A 17,331-nucleotide genomic window follows, 5' to 3' on the forward strand; every position below is an offset into this window, starting at 1 on the left:
TAAGAGGGTGTTGAATAAATAAATAGTTTGCCGAACACCTCATGGTAGGCGATGCTGCGGGGTAGGAGGCATAGATGGGACGGCGCGACGATGAGCCAGAGGCCAAAGAGAAGCGATCCGCGGGACGGCCGCCGGCGCTGAAGCCTGAGCATGTTCAGCTGCTGTGTGAACTGGCCATGGCCGATACGGGCATGACGCTGGATGGGCTAGCGCAGCAGCTGCAACAGCGCTGCGGCGTGGAGGTCTGCACCATGACGATCCGCCGTGCCTTGGCAGTAGAGGGCATCAAACGTGTCAAGCCTACGCGTCGTGCGGTACCGAAAGAACGCGGCAAGACCGCACGCTATGGCTATACCGAGGCGCACCGGCGAGAGGCAGAAGTAACCCCGTACAGTTGCGCTCTCACCCCGGCTGAATGGGAGCTGGTCGCTGATCTCTTCGAGCGCGAACCTCATACGCGCGGCGCTCCAAGCAAGTTCGAGCGCAAGGCGTTGGTGGATGCGTGTTGCTACGTGCTCAGGACGGGCTGCGCCTGGCGGCTACTGCCGCGGGACTTCCCGCCCTGGACCACCGTGTACAAGGCCTTCGTGCGCTGGGCCGACATGGGCCTTTTCGAGTCGATGCACGACCGGCTGCGCGAGCAGTGGCGACAACGCTTGGGGCGCCACCACGGTCCGACTGGTGCGGTACTGGACTCGCAATCCAACCGCTCGTCGCCGCAGGGTGGCGAAGCAGGATTTGACGCGGGCAAGAAGGTCAAGGGCCGAAAGCGCCACATCATTGTCGATACGCTGGGCGTGGTGCTGGCCGTCACCGTCACGGCCGCGAGTGTTCAGGACCGCGACGGCGCACCCGCTGTCACTGCCCAGGCCTGCGACAACCACCCTACGCTGCAAAAGCTCTGGGTCGATGGGGCCTACTCAGGTCGGTGCGCGCAACAGCTGCGCGCAGCCCATGGACTCGATGTGGAGGTCGTACGTCATCCGGGCAACGGCAACGCCTATGTCTTCCACAGCGAGGGCGCCGCACCGGCCGAGCCTTCTGTCGTTCCAAAAGGCTTCGTCGTCCTACCCATTCGCTGGATCGTCGAACGTACCCACGCCTGGAACGAGCGCTGGCGACGCCTGGTGATGCATCACGACCGGCGTGCGGATATCAGCCGTGCATGGGTATGGCTCGCGGATGCCTGCCGGCTCGCATCGCGCCTCACTCGCACCGTTTGATTTATTCAACACCCTCTTAGATTCGACAGGCCAGCACTTGGCCTGTCTGCCGCGGCACGCAGAAATGGATGCATTCGCAGGCGACTGCGCCGCCGATGGCGGCAAGTTCGGCTGCGGGTTCTGTGGGTGCCGGCGACGCGGCATGACGCCCGCCATGTACGTGAATGGGCTGAAGAGAGCGCCTTGGGGTAGCGCCTAACATCGGCGCCGATTGAACCCGGAGGAGCCTCACCATGTCTGCGACCAGCGATGCCAGCACGCTGCCTGAGCGTCCCAAGCGTGGCCGACCCAAGATCGTCATTGCGCCTGTCTATCCCGAGCTGCCTGAACCCACGGGAGAGCAGGTGCGCGAACTTCGGCTGCGCATGGGCTGGACCCTGGACTACACCGCTGGCATCGTCGGGCTCAACGATGCTCAAGCCGTGAGTGAGATCGAACGCAACTCGGACCGCAAAGGCACGCCGCGCAGGCTCAATAACTGGCGCTGGACCTTGATGCTGCTGGCAGCCGGCGAGCATCCGACGCTGGTGCTGTCTCCGCGCACGCAGGCCGTTACTGCACCAACGGCCTTGACTTCGCAGGAGTAGGAGCAGCGGCCGCTGGGGCCAACTCCAGACCCGAGCGGCTGGTAGGCCCACTCGATCACGCGCGCCGCCACATTGCCGGCCGCTGGCTGAAAGCCGCTCCGCTCCAGTCCGAACGCGCTTTCCACTGCCGAGCCGTCGTCGGATGTTTGCGGGCACAGCAGCACACTTGTGAAGAACGGCAGGGGCATGCTGCCGGGTGACTTTGTTCACCCAAGGCGGCGCATAAAGGCCGGCGGCACTCTGGCCGTGAGCCACACCCCATTCTCCGCCCGGTGGAAAACAAAGCCTTGCGCGTGCATGCGCGCGGCGTCCACCACGAGCACCACCGGCAGCCCGTAGCGCAGGCCAACGGAGCGAGCCGTCTGCTCGTCGGTCGAAAGGTGAATGTAATGCCGTGAGCCCGGCTTGAGGCCCTCTCGGCTGATCGCGGCGACAAAGCGCGACGCCGTGCCATGGAACAACACGTCGGGCGGTTGCCGCGGCTCGAACGGGCGGTCCACGCCGCGCGTCGAGTGGCCCTGGACCGCTCGGATACGCTGGCCGTCAGCCGAGATCTCGAAACGCTTCTTGTCGTTGGTGGCAACGACCTGCTCGATGAGTTCGCGGGATAGCTGCCGCCCCTGCCGGGCCGCGCCGGCGATGAGCTCGTCCACGTCGCCCCAGCCGTCGGTGTCGAGCGTCAGGCCGATAGCTTCGGGCTGGTGGCGCAGCACGAAGCTCAGGAACTTGCTGGTCTGGACGAGCTTGCTGTTGCTCACGCCTGCCTCTGGCCAGATGACCCGTTGCCGGTCCTGGGCGAGGGGCGTGCCTGCTCGGTCGCCCGGTACCACAGCCGGTGCCCACCTGACGCAATCCGTTCCGATACGTGCTGCGAGCGCATTGGGAATGGGCTTGTCGCCCGGGCAGCGATCACGGCGACGCTCCTTGCTCATGCGGCGTGGCCCGGCGTCTGCACCGATCAGGACGCTCGCGCTCACCCATCCGGCTTTGGTGGGTCCTGCGGGACGAACGCTCTTGCCGCCACCGCCAATACGACACGCGGCGCAGGGAACATGAACGGCGTCATTCTCGATGGCAGTCAACCAAGGCGGCATGGGAAAGTCGTCTGTCAACAACAGACTACTTCAATGGACTGATGAGCTGGCGTTGCCTGCACAACGCGTTGCGTTTCTGCGCGGCGTGGGGCTCAGGCGCTTCACTGAATGGTGCGGTGCAACACACCACTGGATACAGCCAAGCCTTCGCCCGGGAAGCCAAAATCAAAGCGCGAGAAGCGTCTGCTTCCATTTTTATGGGCCGGCATTTTCCTCAAACCCCCTCCCCTTTGCGCCCCTTCTTGTGGCTCGCCCCCTGCCGGCCACCTTTCGGTCATTCACGCATAGGGCACAGCAAGTGCGATAGGTCACCGCCGCAGGCAACCATTTCAAGTCGCGCATCGCGACTGCACCTTTGAGCGGCTTGCCGTTTGGTCTTGAGCCTGTTGGATTCATCTGCTGGAGGCTTGCGAGCTCGCCGTCCTGCAGTGTCCACCGTCTTACTCTTGAAACGATTGAGAGGTAGGTATGCGTAAGGATCTTCATGCGGATGCGCCCGGGCCCCTCGTCAACTGTTCGCGGCGCGAAGCACTGCATCGGCTCGCCGGCGCGGGCGGCGCAGTGGGGCTGGCGGCCATGCTGCCGGGCTGTGGTGGCAGCGACGACGGCGCAGCGGCCACTGAAAGCCCCCAGGCGCTCGCGGAGGTCCAGGCAGAAGCGCTACCGGCAGCGCGCACGCTGCACAGCGGCCTCGACCATGCCTGGGGTTTAGCCTTCCTGCCCGACCACAGCATGCTCGTGACCGAACGCATTGGCCGGCTGCGCCATGTCAGCGCGGACGGCAGCCGAATCAGCACGGTCAGTGGCGTTCCGGTTGGACGCATCCAGAACGCCGGTCACGGTGGCCTGCTGGACGTGGCGGTGGACACGCAAGGCAGCGACATCTGGGTGTATCTCAGCTATGCCGAACACGGGACGGGAGACCAATTCAACCGAGCTGGCACCGCGGTCGCCCGGGCACGGCTGGTGGGCAACGACTTGCGCGACTTCCACGTCATCTTTCGCGCGTATCCCAAGTACCTGCTGAGCATCAGCAAGTATCACTATGGCTCGCGGCTGCTGCTGGCGGGCAGCGGCAAGCTTTTCATCACGCTGGGCGAAGGTCGCAGCGACGAACTGCGCGGGCAGGCGCAGTGGCTGAGCAGCCACCTTGGCAAGATCGTTCGCATCAACCGTGACGGCAGCGTGCCCGCAGACAATCCCTTCGTCGGTCACGAACATGCGCTGCCCGAGATCTGGACCCTTGGCCACCGCAATCCGCAAGGCTTGGCGCTGCACCCGGCTACCGGTGAGCTCTGGAGCAGCGAGCATGGACCGCAAGGCGGCGACGAGCTCAACCTTATTGAGCGAGGCCACAACTACGGCTGGCCCAGGATTTCCCATGGCTGCGAGTACGGCACGCCCGTGGACACCTGTACCGTGGTGGGCGGCAGCACTTCCGCGCCCGGGCTGGATCAACCTGTGACGCATTGGGGCCGGGTGCGTATCGCTCCCAGCGGCATGACGTTCTGTGACGGGCGCATGTTTCCTGAGTGGAGGAACCACCTGGTCATTGCCGGGCTGGGTGGCAAGGAACTGTGGCGCGTGGTGATTGAGGGCCGCCGTGTGGTATCGCGCACCCGCATGTACGCCGGATTGGGCGAGCGCTTTCGCCATGTTCAGCAGGCACCCGACGGCGCGCTGTTACTGCTGACCGACGAAGCCAATGGCCGCGTCCTGCGCATCGCCCGGTAGTGGGTCGGGCGGCATGGCATAGGTGGCTGCTACTGGCTGGCGGCACCACGGCCGCCGACCAGGCATGTAAGAAAAAGGGCGGCCGCCTGAAGCGGCGCGGGATGGGAATTGAGGTAGGGAGGGAGGAGAAAGCACCCACCCTGCCGGTCGCCCTGAAAGCTGTTCAGACCTTGCGACCGCTCAGGTCGCAGTCCTGGGAGCACGTCGCGGCAGCGGCGCCGCGGTACTTGAAGCTTGCATGCCACGCGGCTGGTGCTCGGCCAACCCTGCACGCAGGCGTTGATACAAGGCATTCAGCGTGCCGCGCAGGTCCTCGTCCAGCACGTCGCGCAGCTGTTCGGCCAGGGCATCGAGCGTTTCGGCGTCACCCTTGTCGGCCGCGCGCTGCATCTGCTCGGCAAAGGCGTCGACATCGAAGCCGCGGCGGGCCTGTGGCGGTGGCGCCATCGGCCGGGCAGATGCGGCAGCCGCTGCAGGGGCCGTCTCGCCGGGTTGTGCAGGCGCGGGTGCCCCAGCGGCAACCGGCACTTCCACCCTGCCGGCGTGCATCGGCATCGCGCCCAGATCGATATCAGGCTCCTGCGGTGGCTGCAGCGCCGGCGGCTCGGCGTCGCCCGCGACTACCGCGCGCACGGCGTCGGGGTCAGCCAGTCCGCCCAGGTCCAGCACGCCGGCCTCGCTGCGGTTGTCGATCTCGGCGGCCAGCGCCAGCGCGTCGTTGCCCGCCAGCGGCAGCCCCTTGCACTGCAGTTTGACCGCCGACTTCGATGCCATGGAATCCTCCCACGCCACCCAAGGCGTTTCGGCCAGACGCCGCTCGGCCGCTGCGCGTTCCTTGGTGGTTTCTGCCGCATCCACTGCCCGCACGAGGGCGCTGTACGTTTCGCTGCGGGCACGGACCTTGAGGATGTCCTCCAGCGGCAGCACGCAGGCCAGCTCGATGCCGCTGGCCAAGTGGACGTGCGAGAACGAGCCGATGAGCAGCCCCCGCTCGCGCAGGCTCTTGCGGTACTTCAGGAAAGTCTCGCTGCCCTGCATGTGCTCGAAGAAGTCACCTTCGTGGATGGCCTCGGCCTGCAGGCTTCTGACATGCGGGCAACGGTAGGCCAGCGTGATGAAGCCGCGGTACCCAATTTGGAACTGGCATTCAAAGACGTCATTCCAGTGCCGGGAGCCGTCCGGAGGTGGCACGCGTTTCTTGTAGGGGATGAGGAAGGCCTGCTGCTGCGCCGTGTTGGGCTCCAGGCCCAGGGCGGCGGACGTCATCATGGCGCCCAGCACCGACTGCGGATCGCACTGCAGCAGCCGTGGCGTCTTCTTCACGGCGTTGACGCACAGCGTGAGCATGCGCTCGGCCCTGAGGTACTTGCCCGCCACGGCCGTGATGCCTTTCCTGACCTTGGCGTGCTCCAGGAAGTCGAAGATGGTCGGCGCCCGCTCGGCGGCACCCTGGCCGGTGGCGACGGCCTTCAATGTTTGCGTGCTCATCTTTCGCACTCCTTCGCGTCGAAGCTTCTGACGGTGAACACGCGAGCCTCCCAACGGCGGGTGAACTCGCGCGCGATGGCCGGGTGCGCCTTCTTCAGGGCCGTTTCGTCGATATAGGAGCCGCTGCGCTGCTTCCAGTCCACAGCCCGGGCGCCGCTCGCAAGCAGCAGCTCGCCGTGGTCGCCCATGGCGCGCTTGACGTCGAATTCCAGCGCCTGGGCCTCCAGCTCACGGGCCTTGGCTTCAGCCAGCACCGCGCGCAGCCGTAGCACCTTGGCGGTCAGTTCCTTGTCGGCCATGAGCGCCGGGGTATCGCCCTCGCGCGGGAAGAGTCGTGCCAAGTCCTCCAGCGTGGTGGGCGCAGGCGGCAGCCGCCGCAGCACGTGGTCGCGCCAGAACGCCAGGCCCCGCGCCCGGATGGCGCCGATAGTCTCGGCGTCGGCTTCCACGGGGTAACTGCGCAGCTCGTCGGCGCCGAAGAGTGCGGCGACCATGCCGTGGCGCCGGCGCGTGACGCCCAGGCCCCACGTGGCCTGCGCGAGGTAGTGCAGCGGCAGGTTGTCGCTGCCCGTGACCCCCCACAGGTGCAGCTTGAAGGGGTGCACGGTCTTGAGCTCCACGTTGGTGACTTCTTTCTCGCCGTCCAGGCGTACCTCGAAGTCGATCTCGGCGGCCATGAAGGCGTGCTCGGCGTCCTGGTAGCGCACGTTGCTTGCCACAATCTCGACGGCATGTCCGCGTGTTTGCAGCTCATCCACCAGCATCTCGGCCACGGCGCCCTCCCAGCGCACACCGCGGCGCTTCACGCCGGTGGCTGCAACTTGCGCCGCGCCGGGCCGCGTCTTGGCTTCCCACAGTTGCAGCGGTGTGGTCCAGGGCGAGATACCCAGCACGGCCGCGATGTCGGCGCCGCCCAGCCACTGGCTGCGGTCGCGCTCGGGCGGGATGACACTCAGGGTTTGCATGTCCGGCCCCGGCGTCAGAATGGGCAGCCGGCGGGGCAGTTCCAGGCGCCGGCCTTGACCAGCAGCTGGAACGAGGCGCGCCAGTTCATGTCGCCGCACCATGTGCTGCCGCGCTCGAACACGACGCCCAGGCGCTGTAGCTCCACCAGCGTCACGCGCCCCACACGGCCGTCCATGCCCTGCACCGTGTCACCCAGCGCCAGCGGTTCGCTGTAGGGATCGAAAGCGGTGGCGGCCCCCTCGCCTGCCATGGCGGCCAGTTCATCGTCACCCTCGGCTGGGCACACCCGCGCCAGGTATGCCGGCATGAAGGCCCAGGGTACGCCGTCCAGCATTACCAGCACGAGCCCAAGCGAGGCGCAGCCCGAGTGCTCGACCACGATCCCCTCACGGCCGGCCAGGGCAGCGGCTTCTTCGGGCTCGAACGGGTTCAGGTCCTGCTCCAACAAGTCGTCGGCGGAGGCATCGACCCGCACTCGCTGCCCAGGGCGGAATACGGAGCTCGGCATGGCGGGCGGCGTGGTCTGCGCCGTGGTCGCGCCGTCCGGGCAGACGTAACCCGGTACGAACGATTGCCGCCCGTCCGCTCCAGTGGCAATGGTGCCCAGCGGCGTTCTGCGCAAGGACGCCTGCCTCAGCCTCTCGCGCAGATGCGGCTTGAGCATGGCCCTGTGAGCGTCAGTGAAGCGGTTGCCAATGGCAGGACCGAGTTGCGACATGGCAGGTACTCCAGAAGCGGGCCGGCAAGAAGGGCCGCCAGCCAAGGCCCAGGGGACTCAGTACGGAAAGAAGGGCGCGGACAGCAGCGCCAGCAGCAGACCGGCGATGAAACCAAGCACGTCCCAGGGGAAGGACCGGGCGCGGCCATCACGAGTGCAGGCAAAGGCATCGGCCATGGCTTGCTTGGCCAAGGCTTCGTTGGTGTCGTGCAGATCAGGCATGGCGTGCCTCCCTCTCGCGCACCGGGCAGCCGCCGCCACGCAGGCAGACATGCCCGTACTCGCACGCCGGGCACGTCGGGTCGTCGGCTTCCTCGGCCACACATGCGGCCTCGTGCTCGCGGATCAGCGCATCGACCCGCTGCTGCCCGGTGGGGTCCGTGGGCCGGTGCGCTGCCAACCAATGGATGGCTGAGCGGTGAAGAGCCGTGCTCATGCCATCGCTCCCAGAGCACGCGCCACCGCCACATGCGCAGCTTCCACCAGCACCGCGATCCGCGCCGCCAGGGCTTCGGCGTCGGACGTGGTGCGCAGGGCAGGCAGAGCCGTCAGGGCTTGGGCAACGGCAAACAGGTCCGGTGCGGCCTTGAGCAAATGGGCGTTCGCGAGGACTGGCACCACGGCCACCATGCCGCCAGGGTTCGGTACGTTGTCGTGATGCAGGGTTCGCCCGCTGGCTCCCAGGTAGTACGGGCCGGGCTCGAATCCGAAATAGCCGAAATGCAGGCGATCAGAAAAAAGCGTTTGGCTGGGTGCCGCCGCATGGCCCCGCGCCGGGGGCCACGGGCTCCGCTGGATGCAGAGCCTTTCCATTTAGAACCTCGCGGGGATGTAGCTGTCGCGAGCGGTCAGGAAGATTTCTGCTTCGCGCAGGAAGAAGTGATCAGGCTCGCCATCATCTTCGCCGACCTTTTCGTGGTCGGCTTCGGCTTGCGCCAACCAGATTCTCAGTTGCTCCGGGTGGAAGAAACCGGCGTCTTCGCAAAGGTCAACTTCGTGGCTGCCGATGACGCAAGTCGTGGGGATGACAACCACGTCCCGGCCACGATGGTCCTCATTGACTTCGATCTCATATTGGATTTCGACCGGGATGCCAGCGAAGGTGCTCTTGAAGCTGTAGATGGAGGGAGAGAAATCAAAGTCAACCATTTCCATCTCCTGCTGCACCTGCCCTGGTGCATGGAGAGATTATACTTCCGTCTCCTTCATAATTTAGGTCTAGCCACTATCTATTTCGTCTCTATTTGTTATATTCCGGGTTACCAACACAAGAACAAACTGAGGCCAACCAGTTCTGCTAATCCATGATGTTATTGGTGGAATATGCGCATTCTGCTTTCTGTAGCTTTTATTCTTGCAGTGATTCGCTATTTGCGAAGATCGCTTCGGAGAGCAGATGTCACCCCGCGCCGAGTTCATTGAAGCGCTGTTCGACCGGCTTACGCTGCGCTACGGCCATGCCTTCCTGGCCCGTTGGAAGGACCTGGACCTGCAGGCTGTGAAAACGGATTGGGCGCGCGAGCTGGCCGGCTACGCCGACCGTCCCGCAATCATCGAGCACGCGCTGGCGCTGCTGGACCCGAACGAGCCGCCCACCGCTGCTCACTTCCGCGATCTGTGCAGCACTGCACCACCATCCTTCCGCGCGGATGCGCAACCCAAGCAAGCGCAGCGTGCCGCCGAGATCCGGCGCAAGTACCTGCGCCCGGTGCCTCCCAGGGCGGGTCGAGAGAGAGCCTGGGCCACTGACATGGTGCAGCGTGCCCAAGCCGGCGAGCGAGTTTCCGGGTACAGCCTCCGGCTCGCACTTGATGCGCTGGGGCGAAGTCGTTTGACACAGCGGTAGCCAGCGCAGACGCTATTCCTTTCGCAACTCGCCCAAGGCGCATTGCCGTATGGACCCCCTGAACTACTGCACGCATGCCATCGAGGACTATGGCTATGTTGCTCCAGGGATGGCGCGAAATGGCTGGCCTATCTCAGCACAGGCTGTTGTGGCCGCTACCCAGTTGATGCACCGAGCAGTTAAATTCAACTTGCCTCCCGGCGGGAACGTCCTGGATATCAATACGCTGGACGAAAGCTACGTCGACCTGCTGGTGTTGCCTTACCCCGTGGTGGCATTGGAGTTTCCCGCGATGGAGTCAGATGAGGAGCCTTCCATTGAACTTCCCGAAGATGTCCATGCCACGACTCGCGATATCATCCTGCTGTTCGAAACCTCACTGGGTCGACAGCATCATCCAGGTGTCGCCCCGGAGGCTAAACGTGGCATCACCATTTGGCCGCAGCACTACAACGATGAGACAAGAGAGTGGGCGCCTTCATATGCGACCGTGACTCTGGATTTTGACAAGATATCTATCACCGTTGCGCCTCCAGAGGAAGCAATAGACGAGTACGTGCGTGCGACTGAACTGCTTCAACTTCAGTTGGGCGGACAGACCAGGAAAAGAGGGTATGCCATTGGACGCGTTCAGTATTGGCCTGCATTGCCCGAACTCTGTGACTTGGTCGAGGAACGTGTAGGCACTGTGCAGGCACAGGCTTATTTCAGGGCGTCACTATCGACCGCCATGAATGCGGCCTTGGCGTTTCTTCTTTTTATCAATGCCGCCAACACGGGAACGAAGACGCTCACGCCGCCGGAAAAGCTGAACAAGCGGCGCGCGGAGCGCAAAAAACCGCCCTTCTACGAGGCCCACATCCTGGAGTTCCGCCGCCACGACGAGGACGAGGAAGGAGCAGCACGAGGGCCAATGGGAACGCGCGAGAGTCCGCGGCAGCATCTGCGGCGCAGCCACTTGCGGCGGCTGAAGTCTGGAAAGGCCGTCGTGGTGAAAGACGCCATCGTCGGCAATCCAAGACGCGGCCACATCGACAAGACATACCGCATTTCCAACGGGCCACACTGACGTTCTGGGATGTTGTAGCGGGTTGGTGACCGGAGCCGGGCTGCCGCTGGCGGTGGACGCACGGGGCCTGCTGCGATAGACCCATTGCTGACAGGAGCACGCACAATGAAGGAACCGCAGCCCCAGGTGGAATGGATCGTAGACTGCATGGACGGCGTGACAAGTGACTGCGGATGACGATCTGACCGAGGACGAGGTGCACGCCGCGCTGCACTTCGATGGCCGTGTCCTGGCTCTCCTGGAACGGTCTCCAAAGGAGGGACCGGTGCCCAAGGGAGCAAGCCCCAAATTCGATCCGGCAACAGTGAAGTACCGACCGCCTGATCTGGCTTGGGCGCGCGAAGGTTTGTTCATCTTGCAGGAGCGGTATCGGGTGCAGCTGCCCAGGGCTGATCTGAACAGCATGCCGATGGAAGTCGGCGCCAAGCTCGCTCGCATCGCCGCAAGCGGCTGGACCAAGCGCACCGTGCGTTGACAGGCCATGGCTGCCGCAGTGCCGAGGCGGGCAAAGGCGGTAGGCTGTTTCCACCCTTGCCCTGCCGTTCTGGTAGCCGTGCCGCAGGGGTTCCCCAGCCTCGCCGCCGCCCACCCAGCGGCTGGCACCGGCTTCCACCCGTTGCTCGGTGCCCAGGACACTTGAATGCAGTGGAGGTCCCCGATGAACGTCATCACCGTGATGCTGTTCGAGGAGCAGTTCAGCACGCTGGTCGCCGTGGCCACGACCGCGCAGGACCAGGCCAAGGCGTGCGCGAGCAGCCTGGGGCTCTCGCCGACGCTCGGGCTGCAGTACCGCGACCGGGCTGCGGCGCTGGGCAATGCGCTCATGGCGCTGGAGATGAACGTGCGCCCGGGCAACGTGAGCGCCGAACTGGCGGACCTCAAGGAGCGGCACGCGGAGCTGCTGCGCCAGCTCGACGAGGAGAAGGCCCGCGCCGACGAGCTGGCCGCGGCGCTGGGCCGCGTGCTGGAACGGCACCCAACCCTTAACTCAGCCGAAATCGACGCCGCCCGCGCGCTGGTCACGCACTCCTGAGAACCCGGATGCCCCAGCCCAGGCCCCACGGGTTTCGCGCTCGACTCTGTTACGAGCGTGCTGGGACGGCGGCGCATCATGGCCTTTTCCGTAACCACGCCAAGAGGAGAGCCCATGGACCTGAAGCGTTGCACCTTGCGCGCTGCCCTCACGATGACCATGGCAGCGGTGACTGGATCACCGTGGGCCGGCGAGGTCAAGCTCACCGGCGAGTAGGAGGTGCCGCCGGTACAGACCCTGGCCGTCGGCAGCGGCACAATCGACGTGGCAGCGGACGGCACGGTCAGCGGCAGCGTCAAGACCACCGGCGTGGACGGCATGGCCGCCCACATCCACCACGGCGCCGCGGGCGCCAATGGGCCGGTGATCATCCCGCTGACCAAGGGCGACGCCGGCACGTGGAGTGTGCCTGCCGGCGCCAAGCTCACGCCGGAACAGATGAAGGCCTACCAGGCCGGCGAGCTGTACGTGAACGTGCACAGCGCTGCCAACAAGGGCGGAGAGGTGCGCGCCCAGCTCAAGCCCTGAGCGGGGCGAGCGGGCGCGGCGGCGTGTACTGCGCATGACCGAGAGGCTCGCACCAAGGCCTACTGGCCCGAGGCCGTGGAGTACGCGCTGGCGGACCCGGACGAGCCGCCCACTGCTACCCGCTTTCGTGAGTTCTGCGCCAGCGCGCCGGCACCGGCATGCCGTGCGAAGCTCAAACGAAGCAGGCCCAGTGCGCCGCCGGGATCCGGCGCAGGTACCTGCACCCGGTGGCGCCCAGGACCAGCCGGGAGCGGGCTTGGGCTGCACGGATGGTGCAGCGTGCCGATGCCGGCGAGCGCGTCTCGGGCTACAACCTGCACGGGGCTCTGAATGCGCTCAAGCGGCCGGGCTCGCCGTTCTGATTGCAGGTCGCTTGGGCAGCCCTTCGGTGCTGGTGGGGGGCGGTGAGTGGCGCTTGTACCATCTGTTCTGCTTGAATCGTGGCGGAGCAAAAGCAGCAAACATGGCATCGGGCGTTAGGTGGACCAGGCAGCAGGTGTTGGCAGCACTGCATCTCTATGTGCAGTTGCCTTTCGGCCAGTTGGACAGCCGTCATCCACGTATCCGTGCGCTCGCCACTTGGATGGGCCGCACGCCCTCGGCAGTGGCCATGAAGCTTGTCAATCTTGCCAGCTTGGATCCACAAATCACGTCCACAGGGCGCACCGGACTGGCCGGCAGTTCAGCCCTCGACAAGGCGGTGTGGAGCGAGTTCCTGACTTCCTGTGATGAAACCTTGCATCAGGCTGCGGAGGCGTTCGAGCACTTTGCCGCTGGCGCAGGAGTGGACATCCTGCAAGCCGAAGACCTTGTGCCGGATGACCTGGGTCCTGAATGGGAAGAAACAAACTTCGGCGAAGGTCGCAGCCGCCCTGCTTGGCTTTCCATCCGTCTGGATCAGGCTCGGTTCCGGCGTGCCGTACTTGCCAGCTACAGCGGCCGCTGCTGCATGACCGGCCTGGACGATCCTCGACTACTCAATGCCAGTCACATTGTTCCTTGGGCTGTTGATCATCGCAACCGCCTCAACCCTCGCAACGGTCTTTGCTTGTCGGCCCTGCACGACCGGGCTTTCGACAAGGGCTTGATTACCGTGATGCCCGGGGAACTCGTTGTCCGGGTGTCAGACTCGCTGCGCCGGCATATCAAGCAGGGATTCGGAACCGAAGCCCTGTTGCGCTACGAAGGCCAGCGCATCCACTCGCCCAGCAAGTTCAAGCCCGACGATGCCTTCCTCGCCTGGCACGCACGGCAACACGGTTTCTTGAAAGCGTAAAGCCGGCCTGGGGCCGGGATCCAAAGAACCGGACACGGTCCATCGCACATCTTGGGCATGCATCAAAAGTTCGGAGCCACACCTATACGGTCGCGGCACTGCAATCTCCTTTGCCCCAGACCCGGGATCTGACGGAAGCTGCGGCGCTGGCGAAGCTCAGACCCTCATGCGCGCTTTCGCACGACCATCGAAGCATCCCGCGAACCGCAGACGCCTTGCACCTGCGGCTGGTGGGCGGGCTCTTCCAGAACCTTCAGGGTCCCAAGGATCGGAGGCGTTCACCAATCACTTTTCATCCGTGGTATCGGCCAGCAACGCCCGCAGGCCTGCCTCGTCCAATACCGAAATGTTCAGCTCCTGCGCCTTGGCCAGCTTCGAGCCCGCGTCGGCGCCCGCCACCACGTAGGCCGTCTTCTTCGACACCGACTTGCCCGCCTTGCCGCCCGCGGCCTCGATCAGCGCCTCGGCTTCGTCGCGCGTCATCGTGGGCAGCGTGCCGGTGACCACCACCGTCTTGCCCTCCAGCGGCCCCGGCGGCGCGGCCTGGTGGCCTTCGTGCTCCGTCCAGGTGACACCGGCGGCGCGCAGCTGCTCCACCACCTCCACGTTGTGCGCCTGGTCGAAGAAGGTGCGGATGCTGTGCGCCACCACCGGCCCCACGTCGTGCACCTGCAGCAGCGCCTCCTCGCTGGCCCGGATCAGCCGGTCCATCGAGCCGAAATAAGCCGCCAGATCGCGCGCCGTGCGCTCGCCCACGTGCCGGATACCCAGCGCAAACACGAAGCGCGCCAGCGTCGTCTGCTTGCTCTTCTCCAGCGCGTCCAGCAGGTTCTGCGCGCTCTTCTCCGCCATGCGCTCCAGCACGACCAGCGCGGTGAAGCCCAGCTTGTAGAGATCGGGCAGCGTGCGCACCAGCGGCGGCTCGTCCCCCTCGCCCACCAGCTGCTCCACCAGCCGGTCGCCCAAACCCTCGACGTCCATCGCGCGCCGGCCCGCGAAGTGCAGCACCGCCTGCTTGCGCTGCGCCGGGCAGAACAGGCCGCCCGAGCAGCGCCAGTCCACTTCGCCCTCCTCGCGCGTGATGTCGCTGCCGCAGGCCGGGCAGTGCCCGCCCAGGCGCTGGTAGAGATCGAAGGGCTCGCTGCGGCCCGGGTAGTCGTTCGGGTTGACGGCCGGCTCCGCCGCCTCGACCGCCGTGCCCTCGGCCACCGCGGCCGGGTCGGGCTGGCGCTCCAGCACGTCCAGCGCAGCGCCCGCCAGCGCCTCGGCGCCGGCGCCTTCGAGCCGGGCCGCGTCCAGCGAGGCCGAGGGCACCACGCCCACGATCTCCGGAATCACGTCCCCCGCGCGGCGCACGATCACCCGGTCGCCGATGCGCACGTCCTTGCGCCGGATCTCGTCCTCGTTGTGCAGCGTGGCGTTGGTCACCGTGGTGCCGCCCACGAACACCGGCTCCAGCCGCGCCACCGGCGTCAGCTTGCCGGTGCGGCCCACCTGCACGTCGATGTCGCGCAGCGTCGTCACCTGCTCCTGCGCCGGGTACTTGTGGGCCACCGCCCAGCGCGGCTCACGCGTCACGAAGCCCAGGCGCTGCTGCAGCGCCAGCTCGTTCACCTTGTAGACCACGCCGTCGATGTCGAAAGGCAGCCCGTCGCGTGCCGCGGCAATGCGCGCATGGAACTCGATCAGCCCCTCCGCGCCCTGCGCCACCGTGCGCTCACCACTCACCGGCAGCCCGAACTGCTCGAAGGCCTCCAGCACGCCGGCCTGGGTGGAGGGCATGGCATCCCAGCCGACGATCTCGCCCCAGCCGTAGGCGAAGAAGCTCAGCGGACGCTTCGCGGCGATGGCCGGGTCCAGCTGCCGCACCGCACCCGCGGCGGCGTTGCGCGGGTTCACGAAAGTCTTCTCGCCCGCCTCGCGCTGGCGCTCGTTGAGCCGGTTGAAGGCGTCGCGGCGCATGTAGACCTCGCCGCGCACCTCCAGCACCGGCGGCGCGTCGCCGTTCAGCCGCAGCGGGATCTGGCCGATGGTGCGGATGTTCTGCGTCACGTCCTCGCCGGTCTCGCCGTCGCCGCGCGTGGCGGCGCACACCAGCACGCCGTGCTCGTAGCGCAGGTTGATCGCCAGGCCGTCGAATTTCAGCTCGGCCACGTACTCGATGGCCGCATCGGCCTCGGTGAGCGCCAGCTCACGGCGCACGCGGGCGTCGAAGGCGCGCGCGCCCTCGGCGGTGGTGTCGGTCTCGGTGCGGATGCTCAGCATCGCCACCTTGTGGCGCACTGGCGCGAAGCCCGGCAGCACTTGGCCCAGCACGCGCTGCGTGGGCGAGTCAGGCGTGCGCAGTGTGGGATGCGCTTCCTCCAACACCTGCAGCTCGCGGAACAGCCTGTCGTACTCGGCGTCGGGAATCTCGGGGGCGTCCAGCACGTAGTACTGGTAGGCGTGGTGATGCAGTTGCCGGCGCAACTCGGCAGCACGGGAAGCGGTGTCGGCAAGCACGGTGCGCGCACGACGTGCGCCTTGGGAGGAAATTGGATCAGACATGAAGGTTTTCTTGAGAACGTTGTGCTGTTTGCGTAACAACGGCACCAGTGCAATTTCCGTGATCTTGCCGCGGGCCGGAGCCACTTCAAGCAACGCCGCTACCTGAACCGAGAGATGCCCATCGCGGTATGCCTCTGGCTACCCATGCTCAACGCTCGGTCAGCGTGCCCGCTATGACGGCCGCACCGGTGCAGCCCATTGACCAAACATGCCGCGCAGCACGTCAGCCAGACGAGAAGCTCTGGCGTCAAAGCCCGGCGTGGCACAGGCGGCTGAGATTTAGCGCAATTCTCTGCGCTGATGCGGCCCAGGATCGAGCGCGAACCAGCTTGGCTGGCTGAGGCGGTGCAGCAGGCTTGTGCCAAGGCGCGGCTAGACTTGGTGCGCAACGCGCGCCATACGGCTCAACGCCGCCAGTGCCCCACAAGACATGAACCTGCCCGGCTGGAAGCTGCACCCGCTCAAGGGCTCGCTTGCGGGCCATTGGGCCGTTTCGGTCAGCGGCAACTGGCGGCTGACCTTCCGCTTCGACGGCACCGATGCGGTACTGGTCGATTACCAGGATTACCACTGAGGACTGACACCATGGCACGCATGTTCAACCCCCCTCACCCCGGCCTGACGCTGCGCGACGACGTGCTGCCCGCTCTGGGACTGAGCGTGACCGAAGCCGCCGAACAGCTCGGCGTGGATCGCACCACGCTGTCGCGGGTGCTCAACGGTCGTGCGAGCATTTCGCCTGAGATGGCGCTGCGCATCGAGGCCTGGCTGGGCAAGGACCGTGGCGGTGACGCTGCCGTGTGGCTGGCCGTGCAGGCCGCCTATGACCACTGGCAGGCCGAACAGCATTTCAAGGACGTGCCGCTGAATGTGCGCCCGGCGCCGCGGCGCGAGGGCACCGCAAGCTGAATGGGCCTCTCGTGTTGCTCCAGACCAGAAGTCGCCAGGGTGTCACGACCGGCGGGGCAGACCACGTTTTTTCCACCTCTGGCTCGTAGCGCAGCCATACCGTGTCGAGCACAGCAAGACGCCGTCGTGGCGTTTTGACCGCGGGCCTGCATTGACCAACCTGACCGCACGCGGGCTGCTGGGTCACAGACTTCGAAACGGTGCCAGGCGGCAGCTGCGTATCCCTACTTCCACCGCCTGATTGGGTCTATTTCCGTGGCAGCCTCCTACAGTGATTGCATCCGGTTTCATGTAGAGACCGGCGAGGAGATGT

The 17,331-nt window shown here is 65.7% G+C and carries 19 protein-coding genes and 1 pseudogene; 11 read left to right on the forward strand and 9 right to left on the reverse strand.

Going from position 1 to position 17,331, the window contains the following annotated elements:
* Positions 1–74: 74 nt before the first annotated feature.
* Entirely contained in the window at positions 75–1,223 is a 1,149-nt protein-coding gene (locus tag H537_RS0136690) for an IS5 family transposase (protein ID WP_051244483.1), read from the forward strand.
* Positions 1,224–1,456: 233 nt separating this feature from the next.
* Positions 1,457–1,810 (forward strand): hypothetical protein, encoded by a 354-nt coding sequence (locus tag H537_RS0136695; RefSeq protein WP_029001850.1) that lies wholly within the window; start codon positions 1,457–1,459, stop codon positions 1,808–1,810.
* A gap of 206 nt (positions 1,811–2,016) precedes the next feature.
* On the opposite strand, the gene H537_RS0136700 is transcribed toward H537_RS0136695, so the two are convergent.
* Positions 2,017–2,568 carry an RNA 2'-phosphotransferase gene (locus H537_RS0136700; protein ID WP_029001851.1) on the reverse strand — a complete coding sequence of 184 codons (552 nt, stop codon included), beginning with the start codon at positions 2,566–2,568 and terminating at the stop codon, positions 2,017–2,019.
* Between the two features lie 804 nt (positions 2,569–3,372).
* Between H537_RS0136700 and H537_RS47725 the strand changes: the two genes are divergently transcribed.
* Positions 3,373–4,638 (forward strand): PQQ-dependent sugar dehydrogenase, encoded by a 1,266-nt coding sequence (locus H537_RS47725; protein ID WP_051244485.1) that lies wholly within the window; start codon positions 3,373–3,375, stop codon positions 4,636–4,638.
* Positions 4,639–4,818: 180 nt separating this feature from the next.
* On the opposite strand, the gene H537_RS47730 is transcribed toward H537_RS47725, so the two are convergent.
* The 7 genes from H537_RS47730 to H537_RS0136740 all read right to left on the reverse strand — a co-directional run bounded on the left by H537_RS47730 (position 4,819) and on the right by H537_RS0136740 (position 8,959).
* A complete protein-coding gene (locus H537_RS47730; RefSeq protein WP_043461753.1) occupies positions 4,819–6,126 on the reverse strand; it encodes a recombinase RecT in 1,308 nt (435 codons plus the stop codon).
* Positions 6,123–7,091 (reverse strand): YqaJ viral recombinase family nuclease, encoded by a 969-nt coding sequence (locus H537_RS0136715; protein WP_029001852.1) that lies wholly within the window; start codon positions 7,089–7,091, stop codon positions 6,123–6,125. Before H537_RS0136715 ends, H537_RS47730 begins: the two co-directional genes overlap by 4 nt.
* A gap of 14 nt (positions 7,092–7,105) precedes the next feature.
* Positions 7,106–7,756: a hypothetical protein gene (locus H537_RS47735; RefSeq protein ID WP_029001853.1), complete on the reverse strand. Its 651-nt coding sequence runs from the start codon at positions 7,754–7,756 to the stop codon at positions 7,106–7,108.
* A gap of 111 nt (positions 7,757–7,867) precedes the next feature.
* Entirely contained in the window at positions 7,868–8,032 is a 165-nt protein-coding gene (locus H537_RS53940; RefSeq protein WP_156902170.1) for a hypothetical protein, read from the reverse strand.
* On the reverse strand, positions 8,025–8,246 hold the full coding sequence (locus H537_RS0136730; RefSeq protein WP_156902171.1) for a hypothetical protein: 222 nt from the start codon (positions 8,244–8,246) through the stop codon (positions 8,025–8,027). The genes H537_RS53940 and H537_RS0136730 overlap by 8 nt, the downstream gene beginning before the upstream one ends.
* On the reverse strand, positions 8,243–8,623 hold the full coding sequence (locus H537_RS53945; RefSeq protein ID WP_156902172.1) for a hypothetical protein: 381 nt from the start codon (positions 8,621–8,623) through the stop codon (positions 8,243–8,245). Before H537_RS53945 ends, H537_RS0136730 begins: the two co-directional genes overlap by 4 nt.
* Entirely contained in the window at positions 8,624–8,959 is a 336-nt protein-coding gene (locus H537_RS0136740) for a hypothetical protein (protein WP_156902173.1), read from the reverse strand.
* Positions 8,960–9,206: 247 nt separating this feature from the next.
* On the opposite strand from H537_RS0136740, the gene H537_RS0136745 reads away from it, so the two are divergent.
* The 6 genes from H537_RS0136745 to H537_RS47745 all read left to right on the forward strand — a co-directional run bounded on the left by H537_RS0136745 (position 9,207) and on the right by H537_RS47745 (position 13,562).
* The gene (locus H537_RS0136745; RefSeq protein ID WP_029001857.1) at positions 9,207–9,656 is read left to right on the forward strand and encodes a hypothetical protein; all 450 of its coding nucleotides are present in this window, start codon (positions 9,207–9,209) and stop codon (positions 9,654–9,656) included.
* A 49-nt stretch (positions 9,657–9,705) separates the two neighbouring features.
* Positions 9,706–10,725: an AcrVA2 family anti-CRISPR protein gene (locus H537_RS53950; RefSeq protein WP_156902174.1), complete on the forward strand. Its 1,020-nt coding sequence runs from the start codon at positions 9,706–9,708 to the stop codon at positions 10,723–10,725.
* A gap of 163 nt (positions 10,726–10,888) precedes the next feature.
* Complete coding sequence (locus H537_RS0136755; protein WP_029001859.1) at positions 10,889–11,200, forward strand: hypothetical protein; 312 nt, start codon at positions 10,889–10,891, stop codon at positions 11,198–11,200.
* A gap of 183 nt (positions 11,201–11,383) precedes the next feature.
* Positions 11,384–11,758, forward strand: a complete 375-nt coding sequence (locus tag H537_RS0136760; protein ID WP_029001860.1) for a hypothetical protein — start codon at positions 11,384–11,386, stop codon at positions 11,756–11,758.
* Positions 11,759–11,977: 219 nt separating this feature from the next.
* Entirely contained in the window at positions 11,978–12,286 is a 309-nt protein-coding gene (locus H537_RS47740) for a CHRD domain-containing protein (protein WP_238446942.1), read from the forward strand.
* Positions 12,287–12,701: 415 nt separating this feature from the next.
* On the forward strand, positions 12,702–13,562 hold the full coding sequence (locus H537_RS47745; RefSeq protein WP_238446943.1) for an HNH endonuclease: 861 nt from the start codon (positions 12,702–12,704) through the stop codon (positions 13,560–13,562).
* 285 nt (positions 13,563–13,847) lie between these two features.
* Here H537_RS47745 and ligA read toward each other — a convergent pair whose 3' ends face one another.
* Positions 13,848–16,109, reverse strand: coding sequence for an NAD-dependent DNA ligase LigA (gene ligA / locus H537_RS0136780; protein ID WP_051244510.1), 2,262 nt, complete (start codon positions 16,107–16,109; stop codon positions 13,848–13,850).
* A 400-nt stretch (positions 16,110–16,509) separates the two neighbouring features.
* Between ligA and H537_RS53955 the strand changes: the two are divergent.
* Together H537_RS53955 and H537_RS53960 are read left to right on the forward strand one after the other, a co-directional pair.
* Positions 16,510–16,683 (forward strand): annotated as a pseudogene (locus H537_RS53955) (type II toxin-antitoxin system RelE/ParE family toxin); the annotation flags it as partial.
* A gap of 11 nt (positions 16,684–16,694) precedes the next feature.
* Complete coding sequence (locus H537_RS53960; RefSeq protein WP_029001863.1) at positions 16,695–17,018, forward strand: HigA family addiction module antitoxin; 324 nt, start codon at positions 16,695–16,697, stop codon at positions 17,016–17,018.
* Positions 17,019–17,331: the final 313 nt, after the last annotated feature.

Origin of the sequence: Azohydromonas australica DSM 1124 (assembly GCF_000430725.1) — a bacterium.
GTDB lineage: Bacteria > Pseudomonadota > Gammaproteobacteria > Burkholderiales > Burkholderiaceae_C > Azohydromonas > Azohydromonas australica.